This is a genomic window from Pseudomonas shahriarae (genome assembly GCF_014268455.2).
Taxonomy (GTDB): Bacteria; Pseudomonadota; Gammaproteobacteria; order Pseudomonadales; family Pseudomonadaceae; genus Aquipseudomonas; species Aquipseudomonas shahriarae.
This window is the reverse complement of sequence record NZ_CP077085.1, coordinates 2,824,721-2,850,009: the sequence shown is the minus strand read 5'-3', so window position 1 is coordinate 2,850,009 and position 25,289 is coordinate 2,824,721. Positions and strand designations below refer to the sequence as shown.

The window sequence follows — 25,289 nt, the reverse complement described above, 5'->3', positions numbered from 1 at the left end:
CACACCACACATCAACTGTGGGAGCTGGCTTGGCTGCGATGGCGGTGTGTCAGATACCAGAAGTAGCGCCTGAACCAACGCCATCGCGGGCAAGCCCGCTCCCACAGGGGGGGGGGGGGGCGGCTGGGCACGCAATTTCCGCCACATAAAGCACTACCGCCGCCCTTCCCGGCTCCATTATTTTTCCCACGCTGCCTTGGGAATCAGCAAACCATGGTTGCCGTTGTACGCCGCGCGCGCAGGCGATTCCCAGCCGTGCAGCAGGGCCGCGTCGAGCCGATAGATCTCCACGCCCAGCGGGCGGCACACGGTCAGCGGATCCTGGGCATCCGGGCCCCACATCGGCAGCGACAGGTCGCCGCCCGGGCAAGTGGACAGTGCGCACAGCAAGTCGATCTCGGCAAAAAACTCCAGATAATCGCCCTGTTTGGCCGGGCATGCCTTCATGAAGTACATGTCGTCGTGGTTCAGGCCGGTGCACTGGAAGATGTTCAACACATCGTGCACATCGAACTCGGTCAGGCCGTGGGGCAAGATGGCGCGGGTCAGGTTGGAGTGGCAATGGTGGTGGAAGTCCTCGCCGGTGAGCATCTTGTTCACGTATGGGTCGCAGCGCGTGCCCAACAGGTCGTGCAGGCGCCCGCCGTGCTCGTCGATGCCGTAGCCGGCCAGGCTGTCATCGGTGATGGTGACCATCGGCCGCAGGAACGGCAGGTTCGACCACAAGCGGTCATAGGTGCTGACGTGGGCGCCTTGCAACTGGCGGGTGCGGGCCGCCCACATGCGCTCGCGCGGATCATTGGCATTCCACACATTGAAGTCGCCAACCTGCGGGCCGACCGGGGTGGTCACGCGGAACACGTGACCTGCCGGCACTTTCCAGGCGCGGCCGGTGCGGATCGGCACTTCAAACTGCTCGACCAGGGTGCGCTCGGCCTCGCGCACGCGATCATAAAATGCCTGGTCGACCTGCAAGGCAGCACCTTTGCTGACTTGGTAGGCGGCGGGATAGTCCTTGTACATGGGGGGTGCTCCGTTGCAGGGTTTTGCAAGACCATACAACGTGGCATGTGGCGTGCGCCATGCACACAACCCGAAGTGGGAGGGCTTTTGTGGGAGCGGGCAAGCCCGCTCCCACAAGGGGATCTGCGTTGTTAGCTGAACTCGCCAGAAACCTGCGACCACAGGCTGACCTTCTGCCCGCGATTCTTGAAGAATTCAATCTCACGCTTGATCCCCGAACTCAAGTCCCAGCCCGGCAGATCGAGGATGATCAATTCTTCCATCATGTCCATGAACAACGCATCCACCGGCGCCCACAGCTTGCCGATGGTTGCGTTGTCCTTGCCTTCGAACGCCAGGTTGATCGGGTGCGACATCGACACCTGACTGAACACCCCATGACCCGCCTCGATAATCGTGGCCGCCACCTTGTTGCACTGGATAAAGCGCTCGTGGGTGACGGACGCATCGGCATGGCTGTAGGGGCAGGCCAGAAAGATCTTTCTCATTGTTACCTCAGGGCAATGCAAGGGCTCGCACCCTTGCGATGGTTGAACAGTGGGCGTCAGACCGCCTGGGCAGCGGGCACACCGGGAGCATCGGCCTCTTCGCGCTCGCGTTCCTGCGCTTCATAACGCTGGGCGGCGGGCACCGAGATCTTGATCGCGATCGCCACGGCGAGCAGGCCGCCAAACAGCTTGGCGAGCAGGATCGGCATGATCAGCGTCGGCTGGAAGTTCGCGGTAAAGGCAAGGTGATCGCCAATGGTGGCCTGGGCACAGACACCCAGCGCCACACACAGGACCTTATCCCGGGCATTCATTTTCTTGAACAGGTGGTAAACCGCGATGATGTTGGCAAACACCATGACAAACGCCGCCGCACCATCGGCCGACAGCCCGATGTGCTTGCCCAGCACTTCCATGGGTTTCTTGCAGTAGCGGTTGAACAGGTAGCAGATCGGGAACGTACCGGCGAGCATGATGCCGATATAGCCAGCAATCTCGATGGCACGGAACAACTCCTTCTCGTCGGCGAACATCGGGTCAAAGCCCCACACACCGAAATTCTTCATGAAGAACCCGGTGAAGTGCTCAACGATGGCCAACGCCAGGACGATCTTGATAAAGGCGTCCATCAACTTACCGAACACCAGGAACCCGGCCACCATCCACGCCGCCCGGTAGCGCAGGCCGGCAGCCAGCAGGAAGCAGAACACAAACAATGGCGCGAGCAAGCGCACGCAGTCGACAAAACCCAGGCTCAGGTAATGCAACGCCGGCGACGTGGTGGACACAATGTCCCGCACCGGCAGGTTGAAGGCGGTGATCATCATCAGCGACGCAAGCACCGCGAACGGGATGCTGATCAAGCCCGCCATGGCCCCCAGCGCCAGGTACTTGTGGTCCTTGCGTTCGAGCATCATCAGGCCGACCGGGATCAGGTAGACAATGGTCGCGCCGGAGGTGTAGCCGACGATCATGGCGGTGATCCACATGTCGCGGTTCGCCGCCAGGGCATCGGCCAACTGGTAGCCGCCCATGTCCACGGCAATGATCGACAGCGCCGCAATCGACACGTCTGACCCCATCGCACCAAAGTACGGCCCCAGGGCGACCTCGATGAATTTGGACAAGTACGGGATCGCCACCATGATGCCCGCCTGCGCCAGGAACACCGGGCCGATGGAGTGGATGCCGTTGACAAACTCCTTGCCCAGGCCGCTGTCCGGCTTGATCACGGATGCAAACGCGCCAACCACCGCGCCGATCATGATCAGGTAAATAACGTAGTTGCCAAATTCCGCCATTGCTTTCGCTCCATCTGTACTGAATCAATTATTTTTGTAGGAGTACGCCCCAGTTCGGTCGCTCCATTGGCCAAACGCGTTTACAGCTCCATTTGCGGTGTTTTCACACCCTATTACTAACCACTTCCCATGCCAATCGTGTGTTTTATGTGGTTTTGCGGGTTAAACACACTGGAATCGGTCAATTGTATTGCGTAATCTCTGGTCACACCTTTCAAGGCAGCGGACTTTACGGCCGTGAACGACAAACGCCAATACCACGTTCACCTCCCTGCCGCTGGCGCTCAAACGCCCCAGCGCTAGCGACTGCGGCATCATTTGAGTGCCTCGGTAACAGCGCCGCGCCCCTGTGGCGCATTCACGTAGCATCAAGAGGATGATTACCCATGCGCCCCAATGAAAGACGCCAACATATCCTTGAGTTACTACGCCAACGTGAACGCATTTCGGTCGACGAGTTGGCGCGCACCCTCGGCACTTCGCAAGAAACCATACGCCGCGACCTCACGGCCCTGGCCGAAGACGGCCAGGTCACCAAGTTCCATGGCGGTGCCTCACTGCCCCCCAGCGGAGAGCACGAGAACGCTTTCCAGACCCGAATGAATGAGTTCTCCCACGAGAAACGCGCAGTGGCGCGCTTCGCCGCCGGGCTCTACGCGCCGGGCGACAGTCTACTGATTGATACTGGCACCACTACCCTGTTCTTCGCCCGTGAACTGGCAAAACTCAACCGCATCACAGTGATCACCAACTCCTTGTTGATCGCCGCCGCCATTGGCGCCAGCGGCAATCGCGTGTTCATGATCGGCGGCGAATACCGCCCCGAATCGGAACAGAATATCGGCGCCCTGGCCATGGAGCAGATCGCCCGTTTCAACGCCGAACATGCCGTGGTCACCATTGGCGCCCTGAACACCGACGGCGCCTTCGATTTCTCCATCGAAGAGGCGGAAATCACCCGCGCGATGATCGCCCGCACACGCTACCTCACGGTGATTGCCGACTCTTCGAAGATGGGCAAGCGTGCGCTGTTCCAGGTGTTCCCCCTGGAGCGCATCGACCGACTGATCATCGACCGCGCGCCCCTGGGCGAACTGGCCAAGGCCCTGGCAGAAGCCCAGGTTGAAGTGCTGCAAGCCCCTGCCCTGACCCGCCCGGAGTGGTGACTGGTTAACGCCAGTCGCGGCACCGCGTCACCGCGTCACTGAACGTGGCACGCCACTGCTGGGCCTGGGCGGCACTGACTTTCGGGTGGAAGCTGGTGCTGGTATTGCGCGGCGGCTTGAGCGCCACGCCAAGCCCTTTGGCCGCCAGCGCGGCACAGCCGAACGCGGTCAACTCATCGAAACGCTGAGTGACGATGCAACGCTGCAAGGCATCGGCGAGGAACTGCGCAAAGTACGGGCTGCGCGCCAGGCCGCCATCAATCGACAGGTGATCGGTGACGCTGAGAAACCCGTCCATGGCCGTGATCACTTCAACACTGCGTAACGCCACGCCCTCCAGCACCGCCTGGCACATATCCTGGCGTGTGGTGCTGCCGTTCATACCGACCCATAGGGCGGTCGCGCTGCGGTCCCAATGGGGGCAAGCCAGCCCGGACAGCGCCGGCACAAACGCCAGTTGGCGGCCAATGGCCGGAGGCTCGTCAAACGCCGCCAGCTCCGAAAAATCCGTGAACAAGCCGAGCCGCCCGGCCCACTCCACCGCCGCGCTGGCATCGTAGACACCACCGTCCATGGCATAGGTGGGCTTGCCGTCGATCTGCCAGGCAATGGTTGCCAGCAGGCCCTTTTCCGGCGCGCGGATGATCTGCTCGCCGGTCAAGGTCAGGGCAAACGCGCCGGTACCGTAGGTGATCTTGGCGTCGCCTTCATTGCGGCAACCATGGCCATAGAGCGAGGCCTGCTGGTCGACAATCGACGCGGTGACCGGGGTGGCACCAATCTCGCCAAAGTGCCCAACGGTGTCGCGGATCTGCGGCAGGGTTTCCATCGGCACGCCAAACAGCTCGCAGAGCTGGCTGTCCCACTGCCCGGTCGCCAGGTTCATCAGCGAGGTGCGCGAAGCGGTGGTGACATCGGTGGCAAAGACCCCGGTCAGACGGTCGAGAAAGTACGCATCGGTGGTGCCCAGGCGCAGCCGCCCGGCGCGCAATGCGCTCTGCGCGGCCGGCAGGTTGCGCACGATCCAGGCCAGCTTGCTCGCCGAAAAATACGGGTCGAGCGGCAAACCGGCGCGCTCCAGGGTCAGGGCCTCGCCACCGTCGCCGCGCAACTGGGCGATCTCGGCCGAGGTGCGATTGTCCTGCCAGACGATCACCGGGGATAACGGCTCGCCGGTCTGGGCATCCCACGCCAGGCAACTCTCGCCCTGGTTGGCAAGGCCGATGGCGTCCACCTGGCCGGTGGCCTCCAGGCAACGCTGCAGGTTATTGAGCAATTCCAGTGGATCATGCTCCACCCAACCAGGATGGGGATGGTGTTGCTGATGGCGCAACGAGAGCTGGATATCAGCAGACCCATTGTCACTCACCACCAGCACACGGGTGCTGGTGGTACCTTGATCGAGCGCGGCAATGCGCATGTTAAAGACTCCTCGGCAGGTCTTGTTATGGGCCGACAAAGTCGACTTCGAGTTGCTGTACGCCCTGGGGCAGGTTCAGGCTGGCGATGGGTATCAAGATCCGCCGCTCGGGCAGCGAACTGTCGGCGCGCGACCAGATCTCCTTACCGTCGGCGCGAACCACCAGGCGCCCTTTCACCCCACGACGAACCCGCAGCTGCAGGTGCTGCAGCCCCGCCACGGCAGACGGGCTCAGGCGCTGCGGTACGCAGAGTTTCAAGTCGCCCCTGCAGGCAATTTCGATACTCGACGCAGCAGACGGTAATTGCCCCTGCAGGTCACGGGCGATCATCGTAGCGATCTTATGGCCTTCGCGAAACGACCAACCTGCCGTCTCGACGGGGCGCAGCAGGTTACCGGCGGCAAAGTACGCCGGGTCGGAACAGCGCCCGTACTGATCAATATGCGGGCCGCCGCTGTTGGGGTCCAGGCGCAACTCGCTCAAACGCACCAGGCTCGATTCGGGGGTGAACTGGCCGGTGAGCAGCACGCCGTCACAGTCAAACGTCTGGGTCTGCCCGTTGGCCAGGCGCACCGTCGCGCCCTCGACCCGCCCGGTGCCGTGGATTTGCAGGAGTTGCGCGCCAAAATGCATCGGCACCCCGCACAGCCGGGGGAACAGCGACAACGGCCAGCGCGCCGTGGCCCGTGGGTTGACCTCGATCATGGCCACCGGCCGGATCCCGGCACGCCGGCAACTCATGACCGCCGACAGGCTGACCAGCTCGGTACCGACGATCAATGGGCGTTCAAAGGGCTTGAGGTGCTCCAGGTACAGATAGGATTGGAACGCACCGGTATTGATCACCCCCAGCGGGCGGTCGCCACCCACCAGGCGCGCCGAGCGCGGCGTTTCCCGGGCCCCGGTGGCGATCAGCACCCGACGCGCCTGGATCACCTTGGCGCCCTGCGGGCTGACCACCTCCAGGCGTCCGCCCTGGCCCATCTGCGTCACCGAGTGCTTGACGCGGATATCCACGCCCGCCTTCACCGCCTGCGTGACATTTTTGCGCGCATACGCCGGCCCCGTGTAGACCCGGCCATATTCACGCAGACCAAAGGGTGGATGCCCGCAATGGCGCGGAATACCGCCAGCCTCGGGCTCACGCTCGAGCACCACCACCGTGCCCACACCCAGCTTGCGCAGGGTGATCGCCGCCGACAGTCCCGACGGCCCGCCACCGATAATCGCGACATCAATGTTTTCGACTTCAATGGGCTGCATGACAAACACCTGTTGCAAGGGGAATGGCCAGATGGCCAGCGCTCAGCTCGGCCACCCGCGCCCCACAATAAAAACCCTGGCAGCGCCCCATGCAGGCCCGCGTGCGCCGCTTCAACCCGCCCAGGTCACCGGGCGGCAGCGCGCTGGCCAAGGCATTCTGGATTTCCCGCAGGGTCACCATTTCACAGTGGCAGACGATTTCGCCGTAGCCCGGCCGGTGGTAGTCGCGTGGCAAATGTTCGGCGAGGTTAGGCAGCGTCGGCCATTGCAGGATGGACGCGGGGACTGGCGTGTGCTCGCGCTGATACAGGCTGAACACGTGCCGGGCGATGCCCAGCGCCGCCGTCAGGCCGGTGGAACGGATGCCGCCGACGCTGATCCAGTTCTTACCTTCGACCCGCTGCACCCGATACTCTTTCTTTTCCGTGGCCGGGCGCAACGCAGCATAGGTGGCAGTGACCGGCATGCCGTCGAGCGCGGGAATGCGCTCGACGGCAGCGTCCACCAGTTGGCGCAATACCTCGCTGTCGAGCCCCGCGTGCAGGCGGTCTTCCTGTTCTTCGGCGGTAGGCCCCACCAACAGGTTGCCGTAGACCGTGCGCGTCAGGACGATGCCCTTGGTGCGCTCATTGGGCACCGGCAGGATGATATTGCCCAGATAGCGCGCGGCCGCCTTGTCGAACACCACGAACTGGCCTTTGCGCGGGTGAATGGAAAAGCTCGATGCGCCCAGCAACTGTTGCTCCAGCACATCGCCGAACAACCCGGCGCAGTTGATGATCGTACGGCCGCGGATAAACCCGTTGGTGGTCTCCAGGGCCCAGAGATCGCCATCAAAATAGCCGCCGTTGACCTCGGTGTTGAGACGCACCTGCGCACCATGCATCATCGCCTGGAGCAGGTACCCCAAGGGCGCCGACCACGGGTCGATAAGGAATTCGCCAGGCACCTCGACCGCGCCCAGGGCATTGAGCGCCAGGTTCGGTTCCAGGCTGCGCAGCCGCTCGCGGCCGATCAGGCTGACATCGGCAATGCCATTGGCGTGTGCCTGCTCGACGATGCCTTGCAGCTTGCCCAGGTCGTCCTCGTTCCAGGCCACCACCATCGCGCCGCTCTTGAGCAGCGGCAGCGACATCTGCTGGTGGATCTCCAGGTATTCCTGGTAGCCATCCTTCATGCACTGCAGCTCCAGGCTGCCGGTGGGCGCATCGAAGCCGGTGTGCAAGATCGCGCTATTGCCTTTGCTCGCCCCAGACAGGATATCCGGGCTCTTTTCCAGCAACAGCACCCGCGCCCCCTCCAGGGTAAAGCGCCGAACCATCGCGCATCCCACCACGCCACCGCCCACAACGATGACGTCGTAGATACCGCTCTGATTCGGGAAGGGTTTCGTCATGATCAAGCCTATGGGTGAAGTGAACGCATGGAATGCCTTGAAAGGGTGCAGGGCATATGCCACTGACCGAACCGGGGTTGGAATGACCGATTGGCTATGGCGTTTCTCGCAGTGCCCAAGGGCTCTGCGTCAGGACAAGCAGTCACAGCCATGCCAGCGCCTAATGTTTATGGGGATCCGGGCTTTAAAAACAACGTGGAAAAGGCTGACCGGATCGGTGCGCACAGAGCGGATTCTGTCAAAAAGACGTTACTGTGGATTCAGTCAATACACGCAAAAACGCTACCTAAATACACATAAAATTTATACTTGGTTACTTTTCAACACCTACAAAGCATGACCCAGACCGCTTTCCCACGGCCATATCGCGCTCTACCAGCGCCGATCAGTCAATAAAACCAACAAAAAATGACTGATACCCAAAATTAACCACATGAAATCCGCGCATTAACGACGTGAAGCCATCTTTCTTCGAGTCCTTCTATTAAAGACGTTGAAAGGGGCTGCGCTGAGACCAAGGTGCCCCTCGCCCGAGCAGATTCTGCAGGCGGCACAGGTGCTCAAAGCGATTGACCGGGTGCGCCAACAGCCGAAGGCGACCGCAACAACCAACTGCTGGAGCCCTCCGAAGGCAAGAACCGTGATGCTGACTACCCGCTGGGATTTCTGATCCGTAGCTGATGGAAATAAGAGGTAAATCAACAACTGCAGACGCAAGGGAATCATCCGGCGTTAAACCGCTACACAAGGCTAATGCCACGGTCGCTGTTTAACCCCGGACCCATTTCCAAACCTTCAGGCAGTCGCCCTTATGCTCAGTATTCCCAAGCACGTGAACCCGCAACGTCAGCCAATTCTTGCCTCCAACATCCTCCCCGTACCGCCGCCCTCCCGGCAAAAACGTGAAGCCCCCGACCCCGAAGGCCCCAACGAAAACCCGCGTATCGCAGGTGATCGCGAGCTGGCGATGGAGTACCACTCGGCGCTGTTGCTGGCCGCCAATGGCCAGAGAAACGTCACGATCAACACCCTTGCTCCCGAGTCCACGTTCGGCCAGTGGTGGGCGCAGCTGTCAAATGCCTTCAAATCGCCCGACATCCGTCAATGGATGCAAGACAAAGGCATCAATCCCCGCTCGATCGAACTGCATCCGCAATCCGGCAAAATCTCCTTCAAGCTCCAGCAGCACCTTGATCCCGAGCAGAAGCGACACACCGTCGGGCAAGACGACGCCCGCTGGGCCGCCATCAGCGGGCCCGTGCTCAAGGCCGGCCAAGTCATCGCTGCGGGCGACAGCGATACGGCCTTCTCGCCGCCGGCAAGCGACCTTATCGAGCCCGTTCCCTACTGGTTGGTCGGGCGCTTTTACAATGAGCGGCTGGACCTCACCGCCCCCTCAATGCGCCAGCGTGCTGCGCAAATCGACCAGAACCAAGGCTTCACACCGCTCGATCCAGCCACCTCGGCCCCCTTGATCAAGTCGCGCAGCGAAGATGAACTGCAAAACCAGGAAGCGCATCTGGGCGACATTGACCACCGGCACCAGGCCATCGCCGAGCTTCGTCACCTGGCAACGTCGGTCGAGCACGACATCGACTATGCCGGGCAGATCAGGAACCAACTGCACAAAAGCATGATCGAGCTGTCCCCCAACAGCACCTACCAGGCCAACCACACCGAGCAATCGAACAAGGTCAGCCTCCTGCAATTCATCGAAGACCATGGCTGGGACGTGCCCACCACTCACGAGCAGTTGGCAAACCTTGCAACCGCCCTCGCTACGCCAGCCCCCAAGGCACCGGCCAATGGCAACCTGGGTGGAGCGCTGGCCTGGCCCGAACCCCTTGACCGCGCCAGCCAGGAACAACTGCACTCGGACCTACGCGCCGGCAAGTTCGGCGATACCACGCTGAGTCCGTTTAACCATGTGCTGGATTATTTGCTGAACGGCAGGCAAATCTCGGCCGAGGAACAAAAACACCCACGGCAGTTGATCGATACCTTGCTCCATTCGCCCCGGGGCAAGGCACTGGGTAGCGCCATCCAGGCCACTTTCGAGGCGCGCGGCGTCAAAGGCAGTGCCACGGACTGGCTGTTGGCGGCCTTGAACATCGAGAGCGGCAAGCACCTGCATAACCCGTCACCCGGACAGATCGAGGGCTATCGGCTGGTCTCGGAGAACAATACGGGCAAGCCCGCCTCGGCGATCATCAAGGAACTCGCCGCGCACTTGCTCGCCCAAGGCAGCGCTTCGTCCCCTGAGAGCGCGGCAGTCAAGGCCCATCTTTTGCTGGCCAGCCGGGCACCGGAGTTCCTGGTCAAGGGCATTCCGAATCAGGTGACGCCGGGCACCCATAGCTGGGTCAGCCTGGTCACGGCAACCGCGCGCCTCGAAGCAAAAGCGCCAGGCAGCACGGCGACGATGAGCTACGCGCAAATCATGCTCGACGCCGCAACCGCCCCCATCACTGACGAAGAACGTCGTATTGAGTACACGGCGCAGAGCGAGGCGATCAAAGACTGGGGAGCAGCCAACGGCATGGGTTACCCGGCAACACCCACGGCCATAAATACCGTGCGCGAGGAGTTCAGTGCGCAGATTCGCGAGCTGAAAGAGGCCTCCGAAACCCAACTTGCGCAAATGCCTACCACCAAGGCAATTGCCCTCGAGCAACTGAAGAAAGCCCTGCCGGACATGGACCCGGCACTGTTCGACAAGAAGTGCATTACCTCGCAACCCTCCAGCCGTTATTTCCCGGGCCCCTACTCGATCCTCGACCTGTATATCGATGGTCGCGCGCTCAGCGGGGCTCCCGACTCGGCCGACAATTGGGGGGAGCATGGCCGTGCTTTTGTAAAAGACCTGACGTTTGGGGCGATCACCCTCGAGCCTGATGGCAAACCTGCGGCATGGGTTTCCTCATCTGAGGCGATCAACATCAGTGCTGTCATACCAAAGCTTAAAAACCTGGCGCGCCCGGTGGAGGCCTTCAACGAGACATTTGCGGGCTACGCCAATACGGTCAAGAAAGCCACGGCCACCCAGATCAAGCTGCTTATTTCAAAACTGCCGCCGCAAGACCGGGAGAACCTCGAGTTTGGCAAAATATCCATCAGCAAGGAGGTTCGCTACACCCGGGCCGATCACCCCATTCTCGTTGAACCGGGTGTGCTGCTGGTCAAGACCGAGCGCAACGGTAAGGTCATGACCTATGCCATTGACCGATTGAAAGGCACGGTGACCAGGCGACCGAACCAGAGTTACCAGGAGTACGCCCCCACCAGCGGCTTTTTACACGCATCAGGCGGCAAGAGATTCGATGCAGTAAAACCGGCGGGCCCGCACCCGCCTGGCATAACCGATGAAAACAAGGGGGCACAAGGCGCGCCCAACAGCTTCAACAGTGCCCGGACCCGCTACATTGCTGACGCGGTGATCGAGGCCATGGACCTGCCTGCTGTAGAACGCTACGCCAAGGGCGCCACCACCTTTGACACTGAACTACCGTTCTATAAGGCGCTTGAAGAAATCGCCCTGAACCTCATTCCATTTCGCTCGGCCATAAAGAACTTTATAGACGGCAACGTCGGCGAGGGCATTACCGACCTGGCGTTTGATATCTTCGGTTTTGCAATTGGCCTGGGCACCGCAGCCAAAGGTGCCAAAGCCCTCGCAGCCGGAGCATCGGCCCTTTCAAAACTGGGGCGTGCCGGCAAGATCATCGGGCGCGCGGCGGTTGGCGCACTGAATCCCGTCGGGGGGCTTGATGACCTGGCGCGCTCGGTAGCGAAGCTGGGGCGTACCGCCTACAAGGGGGTCAAATCCTTGCGTGGCTCCTACCGCAGCGTGAACCTGCTGGAGTTGGCGAAAAAACCTGATATCGCCGAAGGCACCTACAAGGCAGCCAATAGCGCACTTGAAAACAAAGCCTTGGCCAAGTTCGATGAGGCGAGCCAAAAATGGTATGCCTTTGACCCGCACACCCAGCGGGCGTACGGCAAAGCCCTGGACAACTTTGTGGCTACCCCCGACAACCCGATTGCTCTCGGCGGCGACACAACCCAGATCGCCAGCCAGCAGCACGGCCTGGCAGCAACCGGCACGTTCAAGGTTGGCCAGGAGACGACCGAAGGTAACGTCGTCATGTTTCAAGGCAACTGGCATCAATACGACCCGCTCAAGAAGCGAGCCTTTGGCCCCCCGATAAAGGAGTTCAAGCCGCACCGGGTAGCGGCCAATGGAGAGGTGAAATCCCTGAATGCCGATTTATCCGGGTATGAAGTCAAACATATCGCCCTGTCAGAACTAAAGATCAAGGGCCGACAGGGCAACGTGTATGTCGGGGGCAGCAATAAAGAGTATGTAAAGGTTGACGGAGCGCTGTATGAGTCACGCGTGAAAGATGGCCAGCGCGTGATCGTGCGCGCGGGAGGCGCAAGCCCCGATATCCCCGTCAAGGATCTGGGCGTTGCTGGCTGGGAACCCGTGTCCAGGGGTAACCGTCTGCTGGGCGGTGCCGGGAGCCCGCCCACGCCGTGGCGGCTCGACGAACATACTTATGTCGTGCCGATAGACGATGTCAAAACAACCGGGCGCCCACCCTCCCCCTACACGCTCAATTACATGGGCGTGGAACATAGCGTCACGTTCAATAGTTCACTCGGTGCCTGGAAGGCAACGAATACCTCTACCGGTGTTGAAGGGGTTACTGACCAGTATTTCTGGAGAACCGGCAAAGGCAAGTGGCAGCGGGGAACCCTACAACAACTCGGCAAAGCCAAGAAAATCGACGCCCATAGATTCCAGTTCGTGGATGTCAGCCCGCCGATCTCCATACATGTCCCGAGAGATGCGAGGCCATTACCCAAACAACTGCATTATTTCTGGGCAGGCCAGGACATCCCCACCAACCTGGTGGAAAACATGGCCAACAATGCCAAGAAAGCCCCAGGCTACCAATCTGTTCTCCACGTAGATGCCGACAACCCAGCCATTTTCCAACAGATAAAAAGCAAGCTGCAGAGCAAGGCTCCCGACCTGACGGTGGTGAATCTCAATGAGGACGAGGTTTTCAAACAGTTGAAAAATGGCGAAATGTACGACTACTTTCGCCAAGGCCAGGGGAAAAACCTGGCCGCCGCATCGGACGTCGCACGCTATCCGATCATGAATAAATACGGCGGCATCTATCTTGATACCGATGATGTGATTCAAGCCGATATCGGCAATGTAGTTTTAAAAGCCGGCGCCAATGACGTTCTTCTTAACAAGCCTGTTGCCCATAGCCTGACCGGCTACAACCCGTTCTATAACACCAGTAACTTTGCAACGCAGCCGGGCAATCCCGTGCTGACGGACATGATCACAGAAATGAACCAACGTTTTTCCGCCAACAAGTCGTATTTCGCCGCCAATCGGCCCACGGTTTCCAGGGGCCCCAATGGACGGGTCCAATTCACCCCCGAATTCAATGCCTATGAGCGCAAGATCTTTGAGACGGTAGGGCCCAACCTGTTCAATGACATACTTAAAGCGAAACGACCCGACATGTACGACCTAGGGTTTGACGGCATTGCCAAAGAATCAAAAGTCGTCGACAACAAAGTTGTTTCATCCGGACCGAGCGTCAATATCGAAGACGGTCTACGCGAGTTTTACGTGAGCAAGGGCATTGTTCCATCCAACCTGCTGGGTGTGAGGATCAAGGAAATGAAGGAACACTACCTCCCGCTGTTTCACAAATTCAACATCAAGGTGGGTGCTGAGCATTCCTGGATCGACGGCTGAGCCCTCACTCGGCGGATGGTCATTCGACCACCCGCCGCACCTTGAGCAATGCCGCGCGCAACGCCCCCTTATCCACCGAGCCCAGCGCCAGCCGGATCGCATGGGGCACCTGCCCCGACACCGAAAACGGCTCGGCGGTGGACACTGAAATCCCCTCCCGCGCCAGGGCCATGGTGACCTGGTCCGCGCGCACCTCCTCCCCCAGAGGCAACCAGAGAAAGTACGAGGCGGGATGGCTGATGTACGCCAGCCCGGCCAGCACCTCGGTCGCCAGCGCCTGGCGGGCCCGGGCGTCCTGGCGTTTTTGCGCCTCCAGCTGTACGACCGTGCCGTCCTCGATCCAGCCTACCGCGATGGCCGTCATCACCCCGGGGGCATTCCACACCGTGGCCATGAGCGTGCGCTCCAGCGCCGGCACCCATTCCAGGGGCGCTGCGACGAAGCCCACACGCAGGCCGGTGGCGACGCTCTTCGACAGCCCGCCCACATACACGGTGCGTTCCGGCGCCAGCTGCGCCAGCGGTGGCGGCGCGTGTTCGGCGAGGAAGGCATAGGCGGCGTCTTCGATGAGGATCAGCCCATGTTCGCGGGCGATGCGTACCAGTTCCTCACGCTGCTCGAGCCCCAGTACCCAGCCCAGGGGGTTGTGCAGGGTCGGCATGCAGTACACCGCGCGCACCGGGCGCCGGCGACAGACCTGGCGCAGCGCGGCCAGATCCGGCCCGTGCGGCGTAACCGCGATGGCGACGATCTCCAGGTGCAGGGCCTCGGCCAGCACCTTGAAACCGGAATAGGTCAACGCATCCACCGCCACCACATCGCCCGGCTTGAGCAATGCCATCATGCTCACCGCCAAGCCATGCTGGGCCCCGCCGACCACCAGCACCTGCTCGGCCGCCACGCTCAGACCACGGTGCAGCAGGTGCCGCGCCATGGCCGCCCGCTCGTGGGGGCGCCCGGCATGGGGCTGGTAACGCAGCAGCGCTTCCAGGTCGCCGGACAACGCCAACTGGCGCAAGGCGGTGCGCAGCAGGTCGGCCTGGCCCGGCAAGGACGGGTAGTTGAAGTTCAAATCGAGCATGCCCGCCGCCACCGCCATCTGACCAATGCCCTGCCCGGGCGCCAGGGCAATTTCCCGCACAAAGGTGCCGCGCCCGGTCTCGCCGCTGACCAGGCCCATGGCCTCCAGCTCGCTATACACCCGGCTGGCCGTGACCAGAGCCAGGCCATGGCTGGCCGCCAGTTGGCGGTGGGTGGGCAGGCGGGTGCCGGGCACCAGGGTTCCAGCGCGGATATCCCGGGCAAAGGCATCCACCAACGACTTGTAACGGGCACGAGGCATAGGCGATGTATCCATGACAATTTTTTGATTGTCCCAATCTTCAGCCCTAGGATGCGCCAAACGCAACCCCGCCCCCTACGAGCACACCCTGCATGGAACAGACCTCTCGGATTATCACCCCCGCGCACAGTCGCAGCGGTTGGATCAATGGCTTGATCGGCGTGCTGATTTTCAGCGGCTCGCTGCCCGCCACCCGCGTGGCGGTGCTGGAGTTCGAGCCGGTATTTCTCACCGTGGCCAGGGCGAGCATCGCCGCCGTGCTGGGCCTGTGCCTGTTGTGGCTGTTCCGGGAACAACGCCCCGCACGCCACCAGTGGCGGCCGTTGCTGATTGTTGCCCTCGGTGTGGTGATCGGTTTTCCGCTGCTGACCGCACTGGCCTTGCAGTACGTGACGTCGGCCCATTCCATCGTATTCATCGGCCTGCTGCCCCTGGCCACCGCAGTGTTTGGCGTACTGCGCGGCGGCGAGCGACCGCGCCCGGTATTCTGGCTGTTTTCGATCCTCGGCAGCCTGCTGGTGATGGGCTATGCCCTGACCCAGGGCCTGAGCGCCGCCCCCGCCGGCGACCTGCTGATGCTGTTGGCGGTGCTGGTGTGCGGGCTGGGTTATGCCGAAGGGGCCACGCTGTCACGCACCCTCGGCGGCTGGCAGGTGATCTGCTGGGCGCTGGTGGTGTCGCTGCCGGTGGTGGCGCCCCTGACCTTGCTCCTGGCCCCCGCCTCCTTCAGCGGGATCAGCCTGCCGGCGTGGCTGAGCCTGGGTTATGTGGCGCTGTTCAGCATGTTGATCGGCTTTGTATTCTGGTATCGCGGCTTGGCCCAGGGCGGTATCGCGGCGGTCGGTCAGTTGCAGTTGCTGCAACCTTTTTTCGGCCTGGCGCTGGCGGCCGGCCTGCTGCATGAACAGGTGAGCCTGGGCATGCTGGCGGTGACTGGCGCGGTGATTGCCTGTGTGGCCGGGGCGAAGAAGTTTGCGCGTTAGGGGGCTGCGCCATTAGGCTCATGGATTGGCCAAAAACAATAAGGATCCACGATGCACAGCCCTTCCCTGCAAGACACCACCGCGCCGGACGGCGTCTGTTACGGCTGCGGCCCACGCAATGCCCACGGGCTGCAGATCAAAAGCCGCTGGGATGAAGACGGCGTGCATATCGTCGCCGAGCACCTGCCCGCCGCCCAGTATTGCGGCTGGCCCGACCTGGTCTACGGTGGCCTGATTGCAATGCTGGTGGATTGCCATTCCAACTGGACCGCCATGGCCTATCACTACCGTGCCGAGCAGCGCGAACCTGGGGAGGCGCCGCGTATCGACTGCGTGACCGGCAACCTGGGCATCAAATTTATCAAGCCCACCCCCATGGGCGTGCCACTGACCCTGCGCGCCAGGGTCGAGGGCGAGGTCGGGCGCAAAAGCCGCGTGGTCTGTGAGGTGTACGCAGGCGATGTGCTGACGGCGATTGGCGACTCGATCTTCGTGCGCGTCGATACCGGGCAGTTGGCGGCGTCGGCCCATGGCCGGCCCGCCTGAGAATGGTCTACATTCAACGCCACGTGCCGAAAAAAGGAACCTGACGATGACGCGCCTGACCGCCAAAGACTTTGCCCCCGAACTGCTGGAACTCTACGACGGCTATGCCCACGGCAAGATCAACCGTCGCGAGTTTCTCGACCGCGCGGCCCTGTTCACCTTTGGCGGCCTGACCGCCTCGGCGCTGCTGGCCTCCCTGAGCCCCAACTACGCCCTGGCCGAACAGGTGAAGTTCACCGACCCGGACATCGTTGCCGACTACGTCACCTACCCTTCGCCCAAGGGCAACGGCCAGGTGCGTGGTTACCTGGTGCGTCCGGCAAAGGCCAGCGGCAAGCTCCCGGCGGTGGTGGTGGTCCACGAAAACCGTGGGCTCAACCCCTATATCGAAGATGTCGCACGGCGCCTGGGCAAGGCCGGGTTTATCGCCCTGGCACCCGATGGCCTGACCTCGGTGGGCGGCTATCCCGGCAATGATGAAAAAGGCGTGGCACTGCAACAGACCGTCGATCCGACCAAGCTGATGAATGACTTCTTTGCCGCCATTGAGTGGCTGATGAACCATGACGCCAGCACCGGCAAGGTGGGCATCACCGGCTTCTGCTATGGCGGAGGCGTGACCAATGCGGCGGCCGTGGCCTACCCGGAACTGGGCGCGGCGGTGTCGTTCTATGGACGCCAACCCGAGGCCAAGGATGTACCGAAGATCAAGGCACCGATCATGTTGCATTTCGGCGAGTTGGACACGCGGATCAACGAAGGCTGGCCGGCCTATGAGGCGGCGTTGAAGGCCGCTGGCACGACCTATGAAGCGTATATCTACAAAGGTGCCAACCACGGTTTCCACAACGACTCGACCCCGCGCTACGACGATGCTGCGGCGAACCTGGCCTGGGAGCGTACCTTGGGCTGGTTCCGTAAATACCTCGTGTAATTGCGGCGGTGGTTTCTCGGACGCCATCGCGGGCAAGCCCGCTCCCACAAGGGATCTTTGCCGGGCACACATTTGCGCCGCATCACAATTCAAATGTGGGAGCTGGCTTGCCTGCGATGGCGGTATACCAGCCACCAAAAATAGCGCCTGAACCATCGCCATCGCGGGCAAGCCCGCTCCCACAGGGGACTTTTGCCGGACACACATTTGCGCCGCATCACAATTCAAATGTGGGAGCTGGCTTGCCTGCGATGGCGTCCGAGAAGCCACCGACACCAGCAAGCCAGGCGCCTACAGGCCCTTCACCTGCTCCAACAGCCATTGCTTGAATGCCAGCATCGCCGGGGTTTCGGCGCGTGACTGCAGGCGCGTCAGCCAGTAGCTGCCGGTGCTGATGCCTACATCGAAGGGCTGGCGGATCACGTCCTGGGCCAATTGCCGCGAGAACATCATCGCCGGCGCCAGCGCCACGCCACTGCCCTGCAACGCCGCTTCCATCATCGCCAGGGACGAATCGAACACGATACTGCGCGGCACCAGGGTGTCGGCGGGCAAGCCTGCGGCCTGGAACCAGAGGTTCCATTCATCCGCCCGGTAAGAGCGCAGCAATGTGTGCTTCAACACATCGTCCGGGCCTTGCAACTGGCGGGCAATCGCCGGCACGCACAACACCGTCAGCGGCGCCTCCAGCAACTCACAGGCATGGGTGCCATGCCAGGCGCCAGCGCCGAAGCGGATCGCGTAATCCAGGCCCTCGGCCGCCACGTCCACGCGGTTGTTATGGGTCGACAACCGCAGATCGATAAACGGGCAGCGCGCCTGGAAATCCGCCAGGCGCGGTAGCAGCCAGCCCACCGCAAACGTGCCCACCGCCCCCACCGTGAGCACCTCACGGTAATGCCCGGCCTGGAACTGGCCGAGGGTCTGGGCGATACGGTCAAAGGACTCGCGCAGCACCGGCAGCAGCGTCTCGCCCTCGCGGGTGAGCATCAGGCCACGGGGCAGGCGCTTGAACAGGATGACGTTGAGTTGTACCTCCAGGCTCTTGACCTGATGGCTGACCGCCGCCTGGGTCACGCACAGCTCGATGGCCGCCCGGGTAAAGCTCAAATGCCGGGCGGAGGCTTCGAAAGCACGCAATGCATTAAGGGGTAAATGGGAACGCAGCATGGTCTAAGGCCAAATTTTTCTAATGACTGGGGCGAGATATCATCGGTTGTCCGGGGCCGGCAAACTGCCTATCTTGGCGGCGCCTGCGCAGGCAGTGATTAACCCGACCCTCCTCAAGGAAGCGACCACATCATGTACCAACATGTGCGCAACGTCACGATTCTCAGCCTATTGCTCGGTGCCGGCAACTGCATGGCCGCTGCCGACCTGCGTCAGGTGGTAGACGCCACCGTCAAGCCGCTGATGCAGCAGCAGGCAATTCCCGGCCTGGCGGTCGCCATCGTGCAAGATGGCAAGGCCCGATACTTTAACTACGGTATTGCCACCAAAGACAACCAGCAACCCGTCAGCGAGAACACCCTGTTCGAGATCGGCTCGGTGAGCAAGACCTTCACCGCCACCCTGGCCGGCTATGCCCAGGCCACTGGCAAGCTGCAGCTCGCGGAGCCGGCCAGCCACTACCTGCCAGCCTTGCGCGGCAGCCTGTTCGATCACATCAGCGTGCTCAACCTGGGCACCTACACCGCTGGCGGGCTGCCGTTGCAGTTCCCCAGCAAGGCGGACAATGCACAGCAAATGATCGGCTACTTCCAGCACTGGAAAGCCACTTTTCCCCCTGGCACCCACCGCCAGTACTCCAACCCCAGCCTGGGCCTGTTCGGCTACCTGGCGGCGCAGAGCCTTCAGCAACCGTTCGATGTGGCCATGGAAAAGACCCTGTTGCCCAAGCTCGGCCTCCAGCACACCTATCTCACAGTGCCCAAGGCGCAAATGGGTCTGTATGCCCAGGGCTACGACAAGGCCGGCAAGCCGTTGCGTGTCAGCCCGGGGGCGCTGGACAGCGAAGCCTACGGGGTGAAGACCAGCCCGGCGGACCTGGCCCGCTACATGGCGCTGAACATGGACCCGACGCCGTTGGAACAACCGTTGCAACAGGCCATCGCCGCCACCCATACCGGCTATTACACCGTGGGCAACACCACCCAGGGCCTGGGATGGGAGATGTACCCTTACCCGCTGAGTGTTGACGAACTGCTCGCCGGTAATTCGACGCTCATGGCCACGGAGCCGCACCCGGTCACCTGGCTGAAACCCGCCCAGCCGCTGCGCGCCAACACCCTGGTAAACAAAACCGGCTCGACCGGTGGCTTTGGCGCCTATATCGCTTATGTGCCGAGCAGAGGCATCGGCGTAGTGATCCTGGCGAACAAGAACTACCCCAATGCCGAGCGGGTGAAAGCGGCCCATGCGATCCTGCAGGCCATGGAGCAATAGCCCAGCTTTTTTGAACCCGGCATGTTCCCAATGTGGGAGTGGGCTTGCCCTAAAGCCGGTCAGTTAAGCGAACGCAATGCTCAAAGCAGTGAAGATCAAATGTGGGAGCGGGCTTGTCGGATCGCCGCATCGCCGCGAAGACGTCGGCCCAGCCAACATTGATGTTGACTGACCCACCGCTTTCGCGAGCAAGCCCGCTCCCACAGGGGATCTGCGCCAGCGCTATCTCACGCCGCCAGGCCTTTACCGGCCCGCTCCAGATTGCGCCACAACCAGGGCGGCAGCACATCCGGGTCGAGGCTGTCGATCAGGTTCTTCAGGCCCAGCCCCAACTCCGTATCCCCTTCGATCACCAACCGCCGACGAAAGAACAAGGTGTCCGGATCTTCCTGACGGCTGGCCAATAACAGGAACTCGCGCCAGTTGCCGCTGATGGTCACCTGCGCCTCGGCCTTTTCGGCAATGCGCAGTCCGTCCCGGCCCAGGGTCAGGTACCAGCGCAAGCCCAGGTCGGGAATGCGCAGGCACATCCAGCGCCCACGCAGCAGTTCAAAACCGCCATCGCGCAAAGGTTCGGCCAGGCAGCGATTCAGCGCCTGTTGCAACGCCAGGCGCTGCACCACAAAGGGCACCTTGCGCATCAGCGGCAGTAAGCGGTCGGCGCCCTTGAGCAGCCATTGTTTGCGATTCAGCACAGCCCCACCTCCTCGACCCGCAACATCCCGGCCTGGCCGTGCCAGTAGCCATTGCAACCTTCGACAAACAACGGCGGCGTGGCCCCCTGGCGGACCCGGTCAAAGGCTTCGACGATGCCCACCATGCCCTGGGCCCGTGGGCTCAGGCGCAGCAGGTCGGCGCCGCAACTGACCAGCCCGGGATAGTCGGCCAACAGGTTGGTGACATCCGCCGACATGGTCTGGATGCCATTTAACGTAAACAGCGCCTGCCCTTCCTGGCTGGTCAAGGCCATGCCATCCGGGTAGTTGAGGCAGCAGAACTGGCAGTCATCCTTGGGCCGGTTTTCCGCCCGCGCCGTAAAGCAGCGCGCCGAATAGGCCAGGGGCAGATGCCCATAGGCGAACACTTCGACTTCAGGCAACGGCCGGCCCAGTTCACGCACCTGCTCCAGCACATCGCCAATCAGTGCGGCCGAACATTCCACCGGCGGCACCCAGCGCATCATCCCCGCATCCAGCAATTGCACGAGAGCGTGGCCGTTATACAGATTCAGCGCCGGGCCGCCGACAAAGGGCAGCTTGCGTTCGGCGAGCAGTTGCACGGCGCCCATGTCATTGGCTTCCACCAACACCTCGCCGTTGTCACATAGGCGACGCAGGCTCGACAGCTCCGACGCGGCCTCGATCAGAGTCAGGCTCGACAGCACGATTTGCGCGTTACCCGCCGAGCGCAATTCGCGGCCCAGGCCCAACCATTGATCGAGGTTGAACGCGCGGCGTTTGGAGCACACGGTTTCCCCCAGGTAGATCACATCCAGCGCCAGGCTGGCCATCTCGGAGTAGAACTGCCCCAGTTGTTGCTTATCCCAGTAAAACAGCACCGGTCCCAGGCTGAGTTTCATGTACGGCTCCTCATTGCCACGAACGATGGTAGGCGCCCAGGGTGGTCTGGCTGCCTTCGGATAGACCGGCCAGCACACTGCGCCACTGGTCCTTGACCACAAAGCGTTCCGGCGCGCTGCGGTGGGCGTCCAGCGCGGCGCGCCAGACCCCGGTGACTTGCTCGACATACGCCGGGCTGCGCTGGCGGCCTTCGATTTTTACCGCTGCGACGCCCATGGCGAGCAACTCGGGGATCAGGTCCAGGGTGTCGAGGCTGGTGGGTTCTTCGAGGGCATGGAAGCGCTTGCCATCGACCATGAAGCGGCCCTTGCACAGGGTCGGGTAGCCTGCCGGTTCGTCCGGGGTGTAGCGGTCGATCAGCACTTCACTCAGGCGCGCACTCAGGCCGTCGGCGTCTTCACTCCAGCGCACCGCCTTGGCCGGTGAGCACACGCCACACAGGTTCGGCGATTCGCCAGTGATATACGAAGACAGGTGGCAACGGCCCTCGGCCATGATGCACAGGCTGCCAAAGCCAAACACCTCAATCGGCACCGAGCTGCTGGCGGCCACATGCTTGACCTGGGCCAAGGACAACACCCGGGGCAAAACCGCACGACGGATACCGTAGCGCTCGGCGTAGAACTGCAACGCCGCCGCATGGGTAGCCGAGCCCTGTACGGAAAGGTGCAAGGCCATTTGCGGATGGCGGCTGCTGGCGTACTGCAGCACCCCCGGATCACCTGCGATCAGGGCATCCACGCCATGGTCGGCAGCGCGGTCCACCGCCCGTTGCCAGCGCTCCCAGCCCTTGGGTTGCGGGTAGGTATTGACGGCCACATACAGCTTGCGCTGGTGCTGGCGGATATGGGCGACGGCACCGTCGAACTGCTTGTCGTCCATATTCAGCCCGGCAAAATGCCGGGCGTTGGTGTCATCGCGAAACCCCACGTACACCGCATCGGCACCTTGGCGCACGGCGGCTTTGAGCGCAGGCAGATTGCCTGCCGGGCAGACCAGTTGCATGGTTGATCCTCATCAGAAAATTCATCACCAACACCGCCCCCACAGTGATTTCCATCAAAGGGGGTTACTGCATCAGTTCGGCAAAAGACACGAACCGCACCAGCCCGCCCTTCTCCACTAGCTGATCACGCTCCACAATCGCCAGGCCATCGGCCCAACATGCGGCGCTGAGCATCGCCGAGCTTTGCCGGGGGTGCAGCGTGACCCGCGCCTGGCCGTCGAGACCCGGCGTCAGACGTGCGCGCAGGTATTGGCGACGGCGGTTGCGCTGGGCCCAGATAAAATCGGCCGGCACCAGCAGCGGCACCGACGTGACCTCGGTCACACCCTGGGCGCGCAACAGAAACGGACGCACCACCACCAACGCGGTAATCAGTGCGGCCGAAGGGTTGCCGGGCAAACCGATCCACGGTTTGCCGGCTACATCGCCAAACGCCAGGGGCTTGCCCGGCTGAATCGCCAGGCGCCAGAAATCAACGTGGCCCAGTTCCTTGATGGCTTGCTTGAGGTGATCTTCCTCGCCCACCGACACTCCGCCGGAGGTCAGCAGCAGGTCGCATTCCGAGGACGCCAGGCTCAATGCATCGCGGCTGACGGCCAATTCGTCGGCCATCACCCCATAGTCATGCACCTCCACGCCCCAGCCTTGCAGCAAGGCCGCCAGGCAGTGGCGATTGCTGTTGTAGATCTGCCCTGGAGCCAGGTGATCGCCCGGCTCGCGCAGTTCATCACCACTGCTCAACAGGCACACCCGCAACGGTCGATAGACTTTGACCTGGGCCAGCCCGGCAGCCGCCAGCAGGCCCAGTTCCTGGGCGCGCAGGCGCTTGCCGGCCGGCAGCAGCAAGGCGCCCTGGGTCACTTCTTCGCCTTGCTTGCGCACATGCTCACCCGTGCGCATCGGCGGGCACCAGATGCGTTGGCCATAGACCCGGCAACGCTCCTGGGGCACCACGGTGTCGGCCCCGGCCGGCAAGGGTGCGCCGGTAAAAATGCGCATGGTCTGCCCGCTGCCCAACGCCGTCGCGGCCTCCTCGCCAGCGGCAATCCGCCCGGCCAGGCGCAGGTAACCGCCCTCGGCCGGCAGGTCGGCAGCGCGCAAGGCGTAGCCGTCCATGGCGCTGTTGTCCCAGGCCGGCAGGTTTACCGGGGAAAAGATGTCGCCGGCCAACACCCGGCCCAGGGCCTGGGCGGTTTTCACCTGCTGCGTGGACGGCGGTGGCGGTGCCTGGGCCAACAGGCGTTCGATGGCCTCATCCACCGGGATCAGTTCGCCGCTTTCACACACCGATGTAGTCATGGCCGAGCCTCACAAGGTTCCAGCACTTGCGCGGCCTGGGGCTTGAGGTGCGGGGCGAAGTTACAGGGCCCGGTGCGGCTGTCCAGTTGCCCCAGGAGGATCTTGTCCCAACCGGTGCGGCAGGCGCCGGGCGAACCGGGCATGCAGCACACCAGCACGCCATTGCTCATGCCGGCCAGGGCGCGCGATTGCAGGGTCGACATGCCAATCTCTTGCAGGGACACCTGGCGGAACAGTTCGCCAAAGCCTTCGACATGCTTGTCCAGCAGTGGCAATACCGCTTGCGGGGTGTTGTCCCGCGCGGTAAAGCCGGTGCCGCCGGTGGTGAGGATCACTTGCACCTGGGGGTCGGCGATCCATTGCGAAATCTGTGCGCGGATCTGGTAGATATCGTCCACCACCAAGGCCCGGTCAATCAGCGCGTGACCAGCGGCTTGCACGCGGTCGCACAGGGTTTGCCCCGAGGTGTCGCTGTCAAAATTGCGCGTATCGCTGATGGTCAGTACGGCGATATTCAGTGAGACGAAATTGCGTTGAGTCAGATGTGCCATGGTGAAAATCCCGGAATAAATGAGCAATGGCGCCAGCCTGCACCGCAAAGGCCGGCGGGCCTATTCCTCCGAGGAGGTACCTCTAGGTGAATTCAGGGGGCCAGGCGGCTGCGCTGCCAGGTGCCGTCGTGCAGGCGGTAATCGAGGCGGTCGTGCAGGCGATCGGCGCGGCCCTGCCAGAACTCCACACGCTCGGGTTGCAGGCAGTAACCGCCCCACTCCGCCGGGCGCGGCGGTGGTTGCCCGGCAAAGCGTTGGGTGGCATCGCGCAGACGGCCTTCCAGCTCGGCGCGATGGGCCAGGGGCTGGCTTTGCGGCGACGCCCAGGCGCCGACCTGGCTGGCCAGGGGCCGTGAGTTGAAGTACTCATCGGACAGCTGCGGCGCCAAACGCACGACCGTGCCTTCGATGCGCACCTGGCGTTCCAGGCCCGGCCAGAAAAAGGTCATGGCCGCGCTGGGATTGCTCGCCAGCTCCTGGCCCTTGGCGCTCTGGTAGTGGCCGAAAAAGGTGAAGCCTTCAGCGCTGAAGCCCTTGAGCAAGAGGATCCGGCAATGGGCACGGCCCTGGGCATCGACGGTGGCCAGGGCCATGCTGTTGGCCTCCACCGGCGCCACTTCAGTCTTGCGCGCCTGCTCCAGCCACTGGCCGAACAATACGAGGGGATCGTCCTGTACCAGGTCATCCCGCAAACCGTACAGGGTGTAGTTGCGGCGCATCTGCGCCAGGGAAAGGGGCATGGGGCGAACCTCCGGTC

Annotated in this window: 20 protein-coding genes; 6 read left to right on the top strand and 14 right to left on the bottom strand. The window is 62.4% G+C overall.

The genetic code is table 11. The features are described 5' to 3' along the window. Positions 1 to 177: 177 nt before the first annotated feature. From HU773_RS12665 to eutH, 3 genes are all read right to left on the bottom strand, one after another. A complete protein-coding gene (locus HU773_RS12665; RefSeq protein WP_057959579.1) occupies positions 178 to 1,023 on the bottom strand; it encodes an urea carboxylase-associated family protein in 846 nt (281 codons plus the stop codon). Positions 1,024 to 1,154: 131 nt separating this feature from the next. Then, entirely contained in the window at positions 1,155 to 1,511 is a 357-nt protein-coding gene (locus HU773_RS12660; protein ID WP_120732854.1) for a DUF1937 family protein, read from the bottom strand. A gap of 56 nt (positions 1,512 to 1,567) precedes the next feature. Beyond that, complete coding sequence (gene eutH, locus HU773_RS12655; RefSeq protein WP_057440016.1) at positions 1,568 to 2,812, bottom strand: ethanolamine utilization protein EutH; 1,245 nt, start codon at positions 2,810 to 2,812, stop codon at positions 1,568 to 1,570. Positions 2,813 to 3,198: 386 nt separating this feature from the next. Between eutH and HU773_RS12650 the strand changes: the two genes are divergently transcribed. Beyond that, positions 3,199 to 3,978, top strand: coding sequence for a DeoR/GlpR family DNA-binding transcription regulator (locus HU773_RS12650; protein ID WP_057959577.1), 780 nt, complete (start codon positions 3,199 to 3,201; stop codon positions 3,976 to 3,978). Between the two features lie 4 nt (positions 3,979 to 3,982). Here the strand turns inward: HU773_RS12650 and HU773_RS12645 are convergent, their stop codons facing one another. The 3 genes from HU773_RS12645 to HU773_RS12635 are packed head-to-tail and all read right to left on the bottom strand — an operon-like array spanning position 3,983 to position 8,058. Continuing rightward, complete coding sequence (locus HU773_RS12645) at positions 3,983 to 5,398, bottom strand: FGGY family carbohydrate kinase (RefSeq protein WP_057959576.1); 1,416 nt, start codon at positions 5,396 to 5,398, stop codon at positions 3,983 to 3,985. Between the two features lie 25 nt (positions 5,399 to 5,423). Further along, on the bottom strand, positions 5,424 to 6,662 hold the full coding sequence (locus HU773_RS12640; protein WP_120732853.1) for an NAD(P)/FAD-dependent oxidoreductase: 1,239 nt from the start codon (positions 6,660 to 6,662) through the stop codon (positions 5,424 to 5,426). Continuing rightward, a complete protein-coding gene (locus HU773_RS12635; protein WP_186626243.1) occupies positions 6,649 to 8,058 on the bottom strand; it encodes an NAD(P)/FAD-dependent oxidoreductase in 1,410 nt (469 codons plus the stop codon). The genes HU773_RS12640 and HU773_RS12635 overlap by 14 nt, the downstream gene beginning before the upstream one ends. Before the next feature lie 811 nt (positions 8,059 to 8,869). Between HU773_RS12635 and HU773_RS12630 the strand changes: the two genes are divergently transcribed. Continuing rightward, a complete protein-coding gene (locus HU773_RS12630) occupies positions 8,870 to 13,846 on the top strand; it encodes a glycosyltransferase family 32 protein (protein ID WP_186626244.1) in 4,977 nt (1,658 codons plus the stop codon). A 19-nt stretch (positions 13,847 to 13,865) separates the two neighbouring features. Here HU773_RS12630 and HU773_RS12625 read toward each other — a convergent pair whose 3' ends face one another. After that, entirely contained in the window at positions 13,866 to 15,188 is a 1,323-nt protein-coding gene (locus HU773_RS12625; RefSeq protein ID WP_169960866.1) for an aminotransferase-like domain-containing protein, read from the bottom strand. A gap of 92 nt (positions 15,189 to 15,280) precedes the next feature. Here HU773_RS12625 and HU773_RS12620 point away from each other — a divergent pair, with 92 nt between their 5' ends. The 3 genes from HU773_RS12620 to yghX are packed head-to-tail and all read left to right on the top strand — an operon-like array spanning position 15,281 to position 17,651. Beyond that, positions 15,281 to 16,171 carry a DMT family transporter gene (locus HU773_RS12620; protein ID WP_120732846.1) on the top strand — a complete coding sequence of 297 codons (891 nt, stop codon included), beginning with the start codon at positions 15,281 to 15,283 and terminating at the stop codon, positions 16,169 to 16,171. 51 nt (positions 16,172 to 16,222) lie between these two features. Then, positions 16,223 to 16,717, top strand: a complete 495-nt coding sequence (locus HU773_RS12615) for a PaaI family thioesterase (RefSeq protein ID WP_120732844.1) — start codon at positions 16,223 to 16,225, stop codon at positions 16,715 to 16,717. A gap of 46 nt (positions 16,718 to 16,763) precedes the next feature. Beyond that, positions 16,764 to 17,651, top strand: a complete 888-nt coding sequence (gene yghX / locus HU773_RS12610; protein WP_057959570.1) for a YghX family hydrolase — start codon at positions 16,764 to 16,766, stop codon at positions 17,649 to 17,651. Positions 17,652 to 17,942: 291 nt separating this feature from the next. On the opposite strand, the gene HU773_RS12605 is transcribed toward yghX, so the two are convergent. Then, entirely contained in the window at positions 17,943 to 18,821 is an 879-nt protein-coding gene (locus HU773_RS12605) for a LysR family transcriptional regulator (RefSeq protein WP_057439722.1), read from the bottom strand. A gap of 132 nt (positions 18,822 to 18,953) precedes the next feature. Between HU773_RS12605 and ampC the strand changes: the two genes are divergently transcribed. Then, positions 18,954 to 20,096, top strand: coding sequence for a class C beta-lactamase (gene ampC, locus HU773_RS12600; protein WP_186626245.1), 1,143 nt, complete (start codon positions 18,954 to 18,956; stop codon positions 20,094 to 20,096). 227 nt (positions 20,097 to 20,323) lie between these two features. On the opposite strand, the gene ubiT is transcribed toward ampC, so the two are convergent. The 6 genes from ubiT to pdxH form a co-directional block, all read right to left on the bottom strand. After that, a complete protein-coding gene (gene ubiT / locus HU773_RS12595) occupies positions 20,324 to 20,791 on the bottom strand; it encodes a ubiquinone anaerobic biosynthesis accessory factor UbiT (protein ID WP_057439724.1) in 468 nt (155 codons plus the stop codon). Further along, the gene (locus tag HU773_RS12590; protein WP_057959568.1) at positions 20,785 to 21,675 is read right to left on the bottom strand and encodes a U32 family peptidase; all 891 of its coding nucleotides are present in this window, start codon (positions 21,673 to 21,675) and stop codon (positions 20,785 to 20,787) included. The genes ubiT and HU773_RS12590 overlap by 7 nt, the downstream gene beginning before the upstream one ends. A 10-nt stretch (positions 21,676 to 21,685) precedes the next feature. After that, the gene (ubiU, locus tag HU773_RS12585) at positions 21,686 to 22,681 is read right to left on the bottom strand and encodes a ubiquinone anaerobic biosynthesis protein UbiU (protein ID WP_186626246.1); all 996 of its coding nucleotides are present in this window, start codon (positions 22,679 to 22,681) and stop codon (positions 21,686 to 21,688) included. 64 nt (positions 22,682 to 22,745) lie between these two features. Then, entirely contained in the window at positions 22,746 to 23,981 is a 1,236-nt protein-coding gene (locus HU773_RS12580; RefSeq protein WP_115128087.1) for a molybdopterin molybdotransferase MoeA, read from the bottom strand. Beyond that, positions 23,978 to 24,532, bottom strand: coding sequence for a molybdenum cofactor biosynthesis protein B (moaB, locus tag HU773_RS12575; protein ID WP_057444821.1), 555 nt, complete (start codon positions 24,530 to 24,532; stop codon positions 23,978 to 23,980). The genes HU773_RS12580 and moaB overlap by 4 nt, the downstream gene beginning before the upstream one ends. 92 nt (positions 24,533 to 24,624) lie before the next feature. After that, entirely contained in the window at positions 24,625 to 25,272 is a 648-nt protein-coding gene (pdxH, locus tag HU773_RS12570; RefSeq protein WP_057439727.1) for a pyridoxamine 5'-phosphate oxidase, read from the bottom strand. Positions 25,273 to 25,289: the final 17 nt, after the last annotated feature.